This is a genomic window from Amycolatopsis samaneae, assembly GCF_039541975.1.
Taxonomy (GTDB): Bacteria; Actinomycetota; Actinomycetes; order Mycobacteriales; family Pseudonocardiaceae; genus Amycolatopsis; species Amycolatopsis samaneae.
The window spans coordinates 215,008-227,634 of sequence record NZ_BAABHG010000006.1; the positions used below are offsets into that span (position 1 = coordinate 215,008).

The window sequence follows — 12,627 nt, forward strand, 5'->3', positions numbered from 1 at the left end:
GGACGCTCGAAGGGTGACTGAGCAAACGATCCAACTGGAACTGGACGACTCGGGTCTCGCGCCTGGTCTGCCGACCCCGGCAAACCCCCGCGATCAGGTGCAGGACGTGCCTTACCGCCCCGTGGAGTTCCGTGACGACGACCTCCCCACAGCGCTGGAACGGTGTGCGGGCTGGCTACGTCAGGCCCAGGAGTGGCTCGGTGAGCCGCTGGACGTGCTGGCCATCCACCTCGACTACGACGATCGTCAGGGTTCGCCCTATTACGACGTGAAGCTGCTGTGCAACGAGGAGGACCTGGCCGGCGTCCCCATCGCGCTCCGGAACCAGAAGTAGGAACCCGAAGGTCCGTGGGGGCCTCCTTGAGGGACTCCAGGTCCCTCGGGGAGGCCCCCACGGCTTTGCGGCCTCAGCCCAGCACGCCGCCGAGCTTGACGTGGCCCTTGAGCAGGTTGCGCGCGATGGTGCGGCGCTGGATCTCGTCGGTGCCCTCGTAGATGCGCAGCAGCCGCAGCTCGCGGTACCAGCGTTCGATCGGCAGCTCCCGCGTGTAGCCCATCCCGCCGTGGATCTGCAGGACGCGGTCGACGATCTCGTTCGCCTTCACCCCGCCGTACAGCTTCGCCATCGACTGCGCGTGCCGCGAATCCATCTTCTGGTCGACCTGCCACGCGGCGTGCAGCACCAGCCAGCGCAGCGCCTCCAGCTCGACGCCGGAGTCCGCGATCATCCACTGGATGGCCTGTCGCTCGGCGATCTTCTGCCCGAACGTCTCCCGCGTGTTGGCGTGCTCGATGGCCATCGACAGCAGCCGCTCGCACGACCCGATCGCGCGCGCCGGGAGCAGGTAACGGCCCTGGCCGATCCACTGCATCGCGAGCTCGAACCCGCGGCCCTCCTCGCCGAGGATCTGCGTCTCGGGCACCCGGACGTCCTCGAACACCAGCGCAGCCGGGCCCCACTCGCCCATCGTGTCGATGTACTCGGACTTCCAGCCCATCTCCCGGTCGACGAGGAAGCACGTCACCCCGCCGTTGGCGCCCTTCTCCGGGTCGGTGATGGCGAACACCATGGTGAAGTCGGCCTCGTTGCCACCGGTGATGAACGTCTTCTCGCCGTTGATGATCCAGTCGCCGCCGTCCTTGCGGGCCGAGGTCCGGATCGCCTTCGCGTCCGACCCGGCGCCCGGTTCGGTGATCGCGAAACAGGACTTCCGCTCGCCCGAGATCGTCGGGAGCAGGTACCGCTGCTTCTGTTCTTCGTTGGCGTGGAACAGAATGTTGTCCGCCGAACCGCCGAAACGGAACTGCACGAAGGTGCGGCCGAGCTCGGCTTCGAGCAGCGCCGCCATCACCGCGGACAGCCCCATGCCGCCGTACTCCTCCGGCGTCAGCACACCCCAGAAACCGGATTCCTTGGCCTTGAGCTGAAGCCCGCGCAGTTCGTCGGAGGTGATCCCCGGCTGCCCGGCGCGCTCACGGCGGAGCACTTCCTGTTCGAGCGGCACCAGCTCCCGCTGGACGAAGGTGCGGACCCAGTCGCGCACTTCCCGTTCCTCGACGCTCAGGGTGAAATCCATGGCTACCTCTTCTGCGGAGTCCTCTGCCCGACACGTGCGCGCCGACACGGCCGCGGCAGGAGGCGCCACGGCACTGGCTAAGCGCTTGCTTAGTTCAGGGTACCCGGACTCACCGCCACGTCCACCCCGTACGCGTGACAAGCGGGATCGGGCGCGGAAAGATCGAACGAAGGAGACAGGACTTGGGGGTCAGGGTGATGGAGATCGCAGTCCGCTGGTCGCGGCCGCTGCCGAACGAAGAGCGCTTCCTCCGGCTGCTCGACGACGTCGAACTGGGGCGGCACGCGGCGTACCGGCAGGAAGCGGACAAGCAGCGCTTTCTCACCGGACGGATGCTCGCGAAGACGCTCGCCGCGGAACGGCTCGGCCTCGACGTCGAAGCGGTGCGGTTCGACGCGACCTGCGAGGACTGCGGGAAGCCGCACGGACGGCCCCGGGTGCCGGGCTCCGACCTGACGCTGACCATCTCGCACTCGGGCGACCTGATCGGCGTCGCGGCGACCGATGGCGTCCCGATCGGCCTCGACGTGGAAACCGCCGGCCGCCGCGCGGACGAATCACTGATCGACTACGCGCTGACCCCGGCCGAGCAGAAGGCGGTGAGCGAACTGACCGCCGAAGAACGGTCGGCGGCGTTCTTCGTCTACTGGACCCGCAAGGAAGCCGTCATGAAGGCGACCGGCAAGGGCCTGAAGATCCCGCTGCAGAGCATCACGTTCTCCGGCCACGACGAACCGGCGCGGCTGGTGTCCTCGGCGCACCCGGCACTCGACCCCGCGCGAACCCGCCTGGCCGACCTGACCGCCGCCGAGGGCTACCGCGCCGCCGTCGCGGTACTGACCACCGAGGATCTCCAGGTCAGCGAACACTTCTGGACCCCAGAACCCTGAAAAGTGGAAGCAAGGGACCCTTGCTATCGTTCCATGCACGCGCATACAACGCTAGCAAAGGTCCCTTGCTCGAGTACCTGGCGTGCTGACCTGGTGTTTCGAGGTGGACACCTTCTCAACTGCATGTTTCGGTGTTAACCACGCGCATCGCCGCGCGTCAACCGGCGATGCTGCGCGTGAACCTGCGGCTTGTTCCCACGTGGGCAGCCCTATTCGTAGTTGGTGAGGCTTCTCGGATACGACGGCGCTTCCTGCTCAGCCGTGCTCGGTCTCGTCGGGTGCTTCGTCGGCTCCGGGCTGGTCATTTTCCGTTGTCACGTGGGCCCGTAGTGACTCGGGGACGCCACGCTCGAACACTACGTCCCTGAAGTCCGGTTTCCGATGGAACCTGGCCCTGGTGAACTGGGCGTACCTGGTGAAACTGGCCCCGCTGAACCGGGCGTTCTCCGTGAAGCTGGCCCCGCCGAACTCGGCGCGCCCGATGAAGGTGGCCTTGATGAACCCGCCATTCCTGGTGAAGGTGGTCTCGGTGAACTCCGCGTCCCCGCTGAAGGTGGCTCCACCGAACCTGGCGTTCTCTGTGAAGCTGGCCTCGGTGAACTCCGCGTTCCTAGCGAAGGCGGCTCTGCTGAATTCGGCGCGCCCGCAGAAGCTGGTCTCGGTGAACTCGGCGGGCCCGGCGAAGGTGGCCTCGGCGAACTCGACGGACCCGATGAAGGTGGCCTCGACGAACCGGGCAGGCCCGGCGAAGGTGGTCCTGCTGCAGCTGCCAGGCCCGGTGAAGGTGGCTCTGCTGAATTCGGCGGGTCCGTTGAAGGTGGTCTCGGTGAACTCGACGGACTTGGTGAAGCTCGCCTCGCCGAACCGGGCAGCCCTGGTGAAGCTCGCTTCGTTGAACCAGGCGTCCCCAGCGAAGCTCGTGTTGGTGAACCGGGCGTCTCCGATGAAGGTGGCGTTGGTGAAGGTCGCTGTTTGGAGCTGGGCGTGACGAAGGTCGAAGTCGATGAGGGTGGCGCCGGTGAGGTCGAGGGCAATGTCCACCCAGAACGTGTCCACCGGATGGTTACGGTCTTCGCCGGGGATGAGGTGAGCAGCAAGGATGCGTTGCGCGGTTAGCCGGACTTCGCGTTCCTGCCCGGCTTCGTCGTACAACCCGGCCACAGTTCGCGATTCAGGCTGACCGGCCTGCCGCTTCGATACCACAGAGCGTGATACCGGGGCGAGAGGGCGGCGTAGCCCGCGTCGCTGGTGCGGGCGTTGTTCACCGGGCGGGATGAAAGGGCCACGGAGGTAGCCGCAGAGCACGTTGACGACGGTTTGCCGGTGGTCGGGATTGTCCTGCGCCACCCGTTCCAGCGCATACAACCCGCCGTGCCGGACCGCGGCCTTGTCCGACCCGAGCTGCTCGACCGCCTTCACATACAGCTCGGTCATCCGACGTTCGGTGGCGTCGTGCTCGGTGGACCACTGCCGCCGCCCGGCCAGCACCAGCGCCACCACGCCACCGGTCCCGGCGCCGACGGTCAGCCCGGTCCGGATCAACTCGATCTGGTTCCTCGGATCACCCGCGTCGACGAGACTCAGCAACAGCGTCACCGCCGTGCCCGCGACGACCGCGACCGGGACGACGATCACGACGATCGCCCACCACCAGGTGCCCCGACGCCCACGCCACCACCGCGCCAACCTCGACGCACCCCGCTCGATCAGGCTCATGCGGACAAGTCTTCCGAACCGTCCGGCATTTCGGCTCGCCGAAATACGCCCGCTCGAACCGAGCAGCAGACGGCCAGCCTCGCGCACTGCGCATTCGTCATTCTGTCGGCCTGCCGCTGTACGGTCTGAACATCGGCAGTCACGGGATGAGGGGCTAGGCGGCGGTGTCGGCCCAGGAACTCGCGGCAGCGATCAACGCGGCCGTGGAGAAGGCCACGGCCGCGGGCGAGCACTTGCAGACGGCGATGCAGTCGGCCGAGGACGCCAGCGAGGCTCTGGCGCAGGCGACGCAGGGCAGCACGGACCAGGAGCTGGGCCAGGCCATGGGCCTCCTGGCGCAGGCCGTCCAGGACGTGGCCGACGTCGGCCAGCTGGTGGCCAAGGTATCCAGCGAGCTGTCGGCGTACATGAAGTCCGTGACCGGCGACCAGGGCGAGGACGAGAGCGGAGGCCGGTTGTCGGGCCAGTCCGCGCCGTCCGGCGGCAAGAAGCCCGAGCCGGATGACCCGGTGGAGAAGGCGCGGCGGGAGCTGCCGGAGCGCGGGACCGGCCGTGGGGTGAAGACCACGGGCCGGTGGTTTGCGCCTGGTAAAACTACGTCGGCCGTGACCAGCGGCCGGGACGCCTGGACGGACCGGGTGAACGAGGTGGTGCGGGAGGCGGGGTGTCCGTACGTGCCGCTGACCGCCTCCGCCGATGTGGAGCTGAAGATCGCGGCCGAGATGCGCGATACCGGGATCACGGACGCCACGGTGGTCCTCAACAACGCGCCGTGCACGGGTCTGACGAGTTGTGACAGCCTGCTGGGCGTGGTGCTGCCGGCGGGCAGCACGCTGACGGTCCATGGGCCCGGCGGTTTCAAGAAGGTCTACAAGGGAGGCAAGCGGTGGTGAGGTTCGATGCGTACTTCGACCCGGAGCATCGGGAGCCGGTCGCGTTGAGCACACCGGCTCAGGTGGACGAGCTGCTGAACCAGATGGAAGCCGAAGCCGGGTCGCCGGAGGTCGAGGTGGGCTTGGTGGCCCAGCTCGACGGCAAGGGCGATGACGACGGCTGGTCGATTCTCCAGTTCGGGGTCCGCGCGACCGGGTCGCTGTGCGGGTTCGTCGGCCACGTCGCCAAGGACTCGGCGAGCGTGATCAGCGACAACGGTGGTACGTCGCCGGAACCGGTGGCCTACGACTACCAAAGCCATGAACGCGAGGTGCCGACCAACGCGGAGATCACGTGGCCGGCTGTGCGCCAGGCGGTCCACGACTACGTGGCATCGAGTGGCGCACGGCCCGGAGGCGTCACCTGGCGGGAGGTCTAACTCCGCCAGCTCCTTCGGCGACCGTTCATCTGATAGCTGTAGCAGGAGGGCTCACCCGAGGAGTCGAAGGGTCCGCCGCGGTGCTACTTGATCTGGTCCTCGAACGCCTCGAAGGCACCCGCGCTCAGACGTACGGGAGGTTCCCGTCGGCCAGGCCCATCGCGCCCAGTAGCGTCCGGAACTTCGCGCTCGTCTCGTCCAGCTCCACCCGAGGGTCCGAGTCGGCCACGATGCCGCCGCCGGCGTAGAGCCGTATCGAGGTGTCGGCGATCTCGGCGCAGCGGATCGCGACGGCCCACTCGCCGTCCCCCGCCGCGTCGACCCAGCCCACGGCGCCGGCGTAGTAGTCCCGGTCGAACGGTTCCAGCTCGCTCACCAGCGAACGGGCTCCCTCGGTCGGGGTACCGCAGATCGCCGGGGTCGGGTGCAGCGCGGCGGCGAGGTCCAGCGCGGTGACGCCGGGATCGGCCAGCTCACCGGTGATCGCGGTCCGCAGGTGCCAGATCGCCGGGGTGCTCACCAGCTCGGGGCCCTCGGGCACGTCCAGCGAACGGCAGAACGGCCGCAGGGTCTCGACGACGTAGTCCACGACGACCGCGTGCTCGATCTGGTTCTTGCGCGAGGTACGCAGCTCTTCGCCGTTGGCCCGGTCGATCTCCGGATCGGCCGAACGCGGCATCGACCCGGCGTGCGGGAGGGTGAAAACGGACCGTCCGGCGCGGGAAAGCAGCAGCTCCGGCGTGGCGCCGACGAGGGTCCGGCCGCTCGGCAGTTCGGCGGCGTAGGTGAAGTGGCGCGGATTTCCCTTGGCCAGGTTGCGCACGACGTGCTCGACACGCAGCGGTTCGGGGAACTCGAGGTCGAGCGCGCGGGCCAGTACCGCCTTGCCGAGGCCCCGTTCGGCCAGCGCGGCGACCGTGGCGGCCACGTTCGCCTCGTGCGCCTCGGGTGAGGGAACGGCGCGGACGTCCGAAGGCCGCGGGAGCACCTCGCGCGGCAGGACACTCGCGGCCGAGGCGTTATCGGCATCGGCGCGAAGCACCGTGCGCGGCAGGACGAGATGCCCGGGAACACGCGTGCCGGAGCCGGTGTCGAAGGGCAGGACACCGACGGCGAGCGGCGCGCGGGACGCGGCCAGCCGGCGGGTCACCTCGGCGGCGAGCCGACCGGGGTCGGTATCGGTGACGACCCCCTGGACGCCCTGTGCGAGCAGGGCGCGACGGGCCGTCGCGAGCAGGAAGTCACCCCGCTGGTAGCGGGCGGTGAGATCGACCGGGGTCGCCGGCGCGGTACTGGTCGTCACGCCTCCAGCGTCCCAGGATCCGGGAGGTCCGCGGGGAAAGTGTTGCCGGGGCAACACCGTTTCCGGTGCCCTGCCGCAGGCAGGACCGCCCGGCGCACACCTTCCCCGCGACGACCTCCCCGACGGCTACTTGAGCGCGTCGATGAGCGCCTCTCGCTGGCGCTCGCCGAGGCCGGCCGCACGCCGGTCGGGGTCGATGCCCGCCTGCTCCAGCAGGGCGGCGACCTTGACCGCGCCCAGGCCGGGGACGGCCTTCAGCAGCTGGGTGACCTTCGTCTTCCCGATGGTCTTGTTCTCCTTGGCCTGCTTGAGCACCTTCTCGATGCTCTCCTTGCCGGACTTGATCGACGCAAGCAGCTCGGAACGCGCCTTACGAGCTTCGGCCGCCTTCGCGAGGGCCTCGGCGCGCTGCTCCGGAGTCAACGTGGGCAGAGCCAACGTAGTAGTCCTTTCCTCATCAGGTCTCCGCTTTCGCGGCCGACGGCCTTATCCACGTGCTTGCAGGTGCAAGCGCTGGCCAGCCGTCTCTTACCACCGCCCCAGTAAACGCCACGACGTTCACGGACGTACAACCGACACGCACTTATTACCCCTCGACCACCCGGTGGGCAAGCCGTCGCCCCGCCCCTCCGGCCTGCGGAAACGTCCGCGCGACCCCCGTCGAGCCACCGTCGGCTCACTCGAAAGTGACGTATATTTCACTCGGCATGGGTGAGTATTTTCGGCCCCACATAAGGAAAATGTTGAAATTTGATGATCTTGTACGGGATTGCGCGGCCACCCGTTAGCGCGACGCCGTAACCGAAGAGTTGCCTGAGTTGACCATGCCCGGAACGCCCGTTCCGCATTAGAGTCGGCACCCAGTCCACCGGCGTACGAGTCCACGGGAGTCCCCCATGTTGAGCACGATGCAGGACGGGCCACTGTCGCTGGCCACGCTGCTGCGCCACGGCACCTCGGTGCACGCGGCGAGCGAAGTCACCACCTGGACCGGTTCAGAAGCCCGTCGCGAGAGCTACGCGGACCTCGGCAGGCACGCCGCCCGGCTCGCGAACGCGCTCCGGAGCCTCGGGGTGACCGGCGACCAGCGCGTCGGCACATTCATGTGGAACAACGCCGAGCATCTGGCCGCCTACCTGGCCGTCCCCGCGATGGGCGCCGTGCTCCACACGCTGAACATCCGCCTGTTCCCCGAGCAGCTGACCTTCGTGGCCAACCACGCCGAGGACCACGTCGTCATCGTCGACGGCACGCTGGTCCCGCTGCTGGCCAAGCAGCTACCCGGCTTCGAGACGGTCAAGCACGTGATCGTCGCGAACGGCGACGCCTCCGCACTGGAAGCGCCGGCGGGCGTCCAGGTGCACTCCTACGACGCACTGCTGGCCGCCCAGCCCGACGAGTTCGACTGGCCGCTGGTGGACGAGCGGTCGGCCGCCGCGATGTGTTACACCTCGGGCACGACCGGTGACCCCAAGGGCGTCGTGTACTCGCACCGCTCGATCTGGCTGCACTCGATGCAGGTCTGCATGAGCGACAGCATGCGGCTGGCCCAGCACGACAAGGCCCTCACGATCGTGCCGATGTTCCACGCGATGGCCTGGGGCATGCCCTACGCCGCGCTGATGGTCGGTGCCTCGCTGCTCATGCCGGACCGCTTCCTCCAGCCCGCCCCGCTCGCCGCGCTGCTCGCCGCCGAGAAGCCGACGTTCGCGGGCGCGGTGCCGACGATCTGGCAGGGCCTGCTCGCCCATCTCGACGCGAACCCGCAGGACATCTCCCACCTGCGCGAGGTCGTCGTCGGCGGGTCGGCGGCGCCGCCCTCGTTGATGCACGCCTTCGAGGACCGCTACAACGTGCCGATCCTGCACGCGTGGGGCATGACCGAGACGTCGCCGCTGGGCAGCGTCGCGCGCCCGCCCGCGTCGGCGACCGGCGAGGAGCACTGGGCCTACCGCTACACGCAGGGCCGGTTCCCCGCCTCGGTCAGCGCGCGGCTGATCGGGGACGACGGCGAGGTACTGCCCTGGGACAACGAGGCGGTCGGCGAGCTGGAGGTCCAGGGCCCGTGGATCGCGGCCGCCTACCACGGCGGCGCCGAGGTCGACCCGGAGAAGTTCCACGACGGCTGGCTGCGCACCGGCGACGTGGGCAAGATCAGCCCCGACGGCTTCCTCACGCTGACCGACCGGGCGAAGGACGTCATCAAGTCCGGCGGCGAGTGGATTTCCTCGGTCGATCTGGAGAACCAGGTCATGGCGCATCCCGCGGTCGCGGAGGCCGCGGTGATCGGCATCCCGGACGAGAAGTGGGACGAGCGGCCACTGGTCGCCGTCGTGCTCAAGGAGGGTCAGAGCGTCACCGCGGAGGAGTTGCGCGAGTTCCTGGCGGAGAAGGTCGCGAAGTGGCAGCTGCCGGAAAACTGGACTTTCGTGGACGAAGTGCCGAAGACCAGCGTCGGCAAGTTCGACAAGAAGCGGTTGCGGGCGTTCCACTCCGAGGGAAGGCTCGACATCTCACAGCTCTAACGGGTAAACATCCGGCGAGTCAGATGGTCCGTGGGGGCCTCCCTGAGGGAATGTGAAGCAGAATTGGGCGCTCCGCGCCTCCGTTGAGGGTGGCGGCGGGGGCATGGATGGACCCTCAGGGAGGCCCCCACGGGCTTGTGGCAGATGGGACTGGGGATGCGGCAGCGCAGCAGGCGGAACTTCTTCGCACTGGCGGGCATGGCGGCGGCGGGCGTGACCGCGGCCGCGTGCGGCTCGAACACGGGCAGGCAGGGCAACCCGCCGCCGTCGACGGCGTACTCGGCGGCGCCGCCGGAATCGGCGAAGGCGACGCTGCAGCAGTGGTACCACGCCTACGGCGAGGACGGGGTCCAGGACGCGGTCAAGCGCTACGCCGCCGCGTACCAGAAGGCCAAGGTCTCCGTGCAGTGGAACCCGGGCGACTACGACTCGAAGATCGTGACGGCGTTGCAGAACAGCCCCGTGCCCGACGTCTTCGAGGCACAGGTCAAGATCGACTGGGTGCGTCAGAAGCAGGTCGTCGCGCTGGACGACCTCATCGCGGGCGTGAAGAGCGACTTCACCCCGGCGCTGCTCGCGGCGAACACCGTCGAGGGCAAGGTCTACGGCATTCCGCAGGCCATCGACACCCAGGTCCTCTTCTACCGCAAGAGCCTGCTGTCCGCCGCGGGCGTGCAGCCGCCGCAGACCGTCGACGAGCTGATCGACGCGGCCGCGAAGCTGACCAAGGGCGGGGTGAAGGGCCTGTTCGCCGGCAACGACGGCGGGGTGGCGACGCTGACCGGCCCGCTGCTCTGGTCGGCCGGGCTCGACTACCTGAAGAATGACAACCGTGAGGTCGGCTTCGACGATCCGCGCGCGGCGACGGCTTTCGGCAAGCTGCGCGCGCTCAACACGAACAACTCGCTGCTGCTCGGCGCGCCGACGGACTGGTCGGACCCCGCCGCGTTCATCGACGGCCTCGCCGCGATGCAGTGGACCGGGCTGTGGAACGTGCCGAAGATCCAGGCCGCGCTGAAGGACGACTTCGGCGTGCTGGCGTTCCCGAAGCTCGACGGCAGTGGCGCGCCGTCGGTGCCGGTCGGCGCGTACGGCGCGATGGTCAACGCGAAGAGCCCGAACGTGGCCGCCGCCAAGGACTTCGTGAAGTGGCTGTGGATCGACCAGACCGCCGATCAGCTGGAGTTCGCCACGAAGTTCGGCTTCCACGTCCCGGCACGCCAGAGCCTCGCGGACAGGGCGGAGAGCCTCAAGTCCGGCCCGGCCGCCGACGCCGCCCGGTTCGTCAAGGAGAACAGTCACCTCATCGGCGGTCCGGTGTGGACACAGCCGTCGAACACGGCGCTGAGCGACGCGGTCGCGAAGATCGCGAAAGAGGGTGCCGACCCGGCGGCCGAGACGAAGAAGGCGGTCGACGTCGCCAAGGCCGAGCTGAAGCGCCTGTTCGGTTGACGCGCTCACGCCAGGCCCGCGACACCGCCGTGTTCTGGCTGTTCGTGGGGCCGCTCCTGATCGGGCTGATCGTGTTCGCGTACCTGCCGATCGGCTGGAGCGCGTATCTGTCCTTCTTCGACGCGCGCAACACGGTCACCCCGAGCACGTTCGTCGGGCTGGACAACTACGTGCACATGCTGTCCGATGAACCGTTCCTGTCCAGCCTCGGGACGTTCAGCGTGTTCGCGGTGTTCATCGTGCCGCTGACGTTCGTGCTTTCGCTGGCGCTGGCCGTCGGGGTCAACCAGCTGAAGTTCGCCCGCGCGTTCTTCCGTTCGGTGTTCTTCCTGCCGTTCGCCTGTTCGTACGTGGTGGCCGCGCTGATCTGGAAGACGTCGCTGTTCTCGGGTGTCCGATATGGACTGGCGAACTCGGTGCTCGGCCTGTTCGGCGTCGATCCGGTGGCCTGGACCGGGACCGTGCATCCGCCGCTGTACTGGGTCGTGCTGGTGACCGCGCGGCTGTGGTTGCAGCTGGGTTTCTACATGATCCTGTTCCTCGCCGCGCTGCAACGGATTCCACGGCACCTGTACGAGGCGGCGTGGCTCGACGGCGCGAAACCGGGCTGGCAGGTGTTCCGGCACATCACGCTGCCGCAACTGCGCGCCACGTCCGTCGCGGTACTGCTGCTCAACCTGATCAACGCCTACCAGGCGTTCGACGAGTTCTACAACATCATGGGCGATTCACGGGGCTATCCGCCGTTCGCGCGGCCACCGCTGGTGTACCTGTACTACACGTCGCTCGGCTCCGGCGGTCAGGACCTCGGACGCGGCAGCGCGGGCGCGGTGATCCTGGCGCTGCTCATCGCGCTGGTGACGCTGCTCCAGGGAAAGTTCTTCCGCTTCGATCGGCAGGTGGCGTGAAAGCGCTCGCGCGGTGGACCGCGCTGCTCGTCGCGACCGTGTTGTTCCTGCTCCCGTTCTATCTGTTGCTGCGCAACGGCCTGTCCACCCGCGCCGAGATCACCGCGCCCGGCTGGACGTTCTTCCCGTCGACGGTGCACTGGGAGAACATCGGCGAGCTGTTCTCCCTGCAGGACGTCCCGTTCGCGCACAGCCTGCTGATGTCGGCCGTCGTCGCGGTGGCCCAGACCGCCGGAGTGCTGCTCGTGTGCTCGCTCGCCGGGTACGGACTGGCCAGGATTCCTTACCGGCACTCGAAAAAAGTGCTGTACGCGGTGATCGCGACGTTGATGATCCCGACCTCGGTGACCTTCGTCCCCAGCTTCGTCGTCGTCTCCACCCTTGGCTGGGTTTCGGACCTGCGAGGCCTGGTGATCCCCGGGATTTTCAGCGCCTTCAGCGTCTTCCTCTTCCGGCAGTACTTCCTGGACTTCCCGCGCGAGCTGGAGGAGGCGGGCCGGATGGACGGACTGAGCCGCTGGGGAGTGTTCTGGCGGATCGTGGTGCCGAACTCCCGCGGGTTCTTCGCCGCGATCGCGGTGATCACCGTGATCGGCAGCTGGAACGCGTTCCTGTGGCCGCTGGTGATCGCGCAGTCGCCGGACTCGTGGACGGTGCAGGTGGCGCTGTCCGGTCTGCTCACCTCACAGAATCCCCAGCTGAACCTGCTTTTCCTCGCCGCGGCCGTCTCGATCCTGCCTATTGTTCTGCTGTTCGCCTTCCTTCAACGCTACCTGGTGCGCGGGGTCACCGAATCCGGCCTGAAAGGGTAGTAACTCCTAGCGACCACCGTGATTAGCCCGAATGGCGGCACGATCGGGCATTAACAAGTGTGACCCTGTTCGCTCATCATGGAATACGGGCGAGCGACAAGGGCACGACAGGTCCATGACCGCTCCGCGACT

At 68.1% G+C, this 12,627-nt stretch carries 12 protein-coding genes; 8 read left to right on the top strand and 4 right to left on the bottom strand.

The genetic code is table 11. The features are described from left to right. Window positions 1–13: 13 nt before the first annotated feature. The gene (locus ABD987_RS17660; protein ID WP_345394056.1) at window positions 14–334 is read left to right on the top strand and encodes a hypothetical protein; all 321 of its coding nucleotides are present in this window, start codon (window positions 14–16) and stop codon (window positions 332–334) included. 73 nt (window positions 335–407) lie between these two features. On the opposite strand, the gene ABD987_RS17665 is transcribed toward ABD987_RS17660, so the two are convergent. Further along, window positions 408–1,577: an acyl-CoA dehydrogenase family protein gene (locus ABD987_RS17665; protein WP_345394059.1), complete on the bottom strand. Its 1,170-nt coding sequence runs from the start codon at window positions 1,575–1,577 to the stop codon at window positions 408–410. A 194-nt stretch (window positions 1,578–1,771) separates the two neighbouring features. Here ABD987_RS17665 and ABD987_RS17670 point away from each other — a divergent pair, with 194 nt between their 5' ends. Beyond that, entirely contained in the window at window positions 1,772–2,467 is a 696-nt protein-coding gene (locus ABD987_RS17670) for a 4'-phosphopantetheinyl transferase family protein (RefSeq protein WP_345394771.1), read from the top strand. Window positions 2,468–2,722: 255 nt separating this feature from the next. Here ABD987_RS17670 and ABD987_RS17675 read toward each other — a convergent pair whose 3' ends face one another. Beyond that, window positions 2,723–4,183: a pentapeptide repeat-containing protein gene (locus tag ABD987_RS17675; protein WP_345394062.1), complete on the bottom strand. Its 1,461-nt coding sequence runs from the start codon at window positions 4,181–4,183 to the stop codon at window positions 2,723–2,725. A gap of 164 nt (window positions 4,184–4,347) precedes the next feature. On the opposite strand from ABD987_RS17675, the gene ABD987_RS17680 reads away from it, so the two are divergent. Together ABD987_RS17680 and ABD987_RS17685 are read left to right on the top strand one after the other, a co-directional pair. After that, on the top strand, window positions 4,348–5,076 hold the full coding sequence (locus tag ABD987_RS17680; protein WP_345394065.1) for a DddA-like double-stranded DNA deaminase toxin: 729 nt from the start codon (window positions 4,348–4,350) through the stop codon (window positions 5,074–5,076). Continuing rightward, window positions 5,070–5,495 (top strand): Imm1 family immunity protein, encoded by a 426-nt coding sequence (locus tag ABD987_RS17685; RefSeq protein WP_345394068.1) that lies wholly within the window; start codon window positions 5,070–5,072, stop codon window positions 5,493–5,495. Before ABD987_RS17680 ends, ABD987_RS17685 begins: the two co-directional genes overlap by 7 nt. A gap of 124 nt (window positions 5,496–5,619) precedes the next feature. Here the strand turns inward: ABD987_RS17685 and ABD987_RS17690 are convergent, their stop codons facing one another. Both ABD987_RS17690 and mihF read right to left on the bottom strand, forming a co-directional pair. Further along, window positions 5,620–6,798: an isochorismate synthase gene (locus tag ABD987_RS17690; protein WP_345394071.1), complete on the bottom strand. Its 1,179-nt coding sequence runs from the start codon at window positions 6,796–6,798 to the stop codon at window positions 5,620–5,622. Between the two features lie 126 nt (window positions 6,799–6,924). After that, on the bottom strand, window positions 6,925–7,236 hold the full coding sequence (gene mihF, locus ABD987_RS17695) for an integration host factor, actinobacterial type (protein WP_051767699.1): 312 nt from the start codon (window positions 7,234–7,236) through the stop codon (window positions 6,925–6,927). A gap of 458 nt (window positions 7,237–7,694) precedes the next feature. On the opposite strand from mihF, the gene ABD987_RS17700 reads away from it, so the two are divergent. The 4 genes from ABD987_RS17700 (at window position 7,695) to ABD987_RS17715 (ending at window position 12,495) form a co-directional block, all read left to right on the top strand. Beyond that, on the top strand, window positions 7,695–9,323 hold the full coding sequence (locus ABD987_RS17700) for a long-chain fatty acid--CoA ligase (protein WP_345394081.1): 1,629 nt from the start codon (window positions 7,695–7,697) through the stop codon (window positions 9,321–9,323). Between the two features lie 156 nt (window positions 9,324–9,479). Further along, entirely contained in the window at window positions 9,480–10,775 is a 1,296-nt protein-coding gene (locus ABD987_RS17705) for a sugar ABC transporter substrate-binding protein (RefSeq protein WP_345394774.1), read from the top strand. Next, window positions 10,772–11,683: a carbohydrate ABC transporter permease gene (locus tag ABD987_RS17710; protein ID WP_345394084.1), complete on the top strand. Its 912-nt coding sequence runs from the start codon at window positions 10,772–10,774 to the stop codon at window positions 11,681–11,683. Before ABD987_RS17705 ends, ABD987_RS17710 begins: the two co-directional genes overlap by 4 nt. Then, window positions 11,680–12,495, top strand: coding sequence for a carbohydrate ABC transporter permease (locus ABD987_RS17715; RefSeq protein ID WP_345394087.1), 816 nt, complete (start codon window positions 11,680–11,682; stop codon window positions 12,493–12,495). Before ABD987_RS17710 ends, ABD987_RS17715 begins: the two co-directional genes overlap by 4 nt. Window positions 12,496–12,627 lie beyond the last annotated feature (132 nt).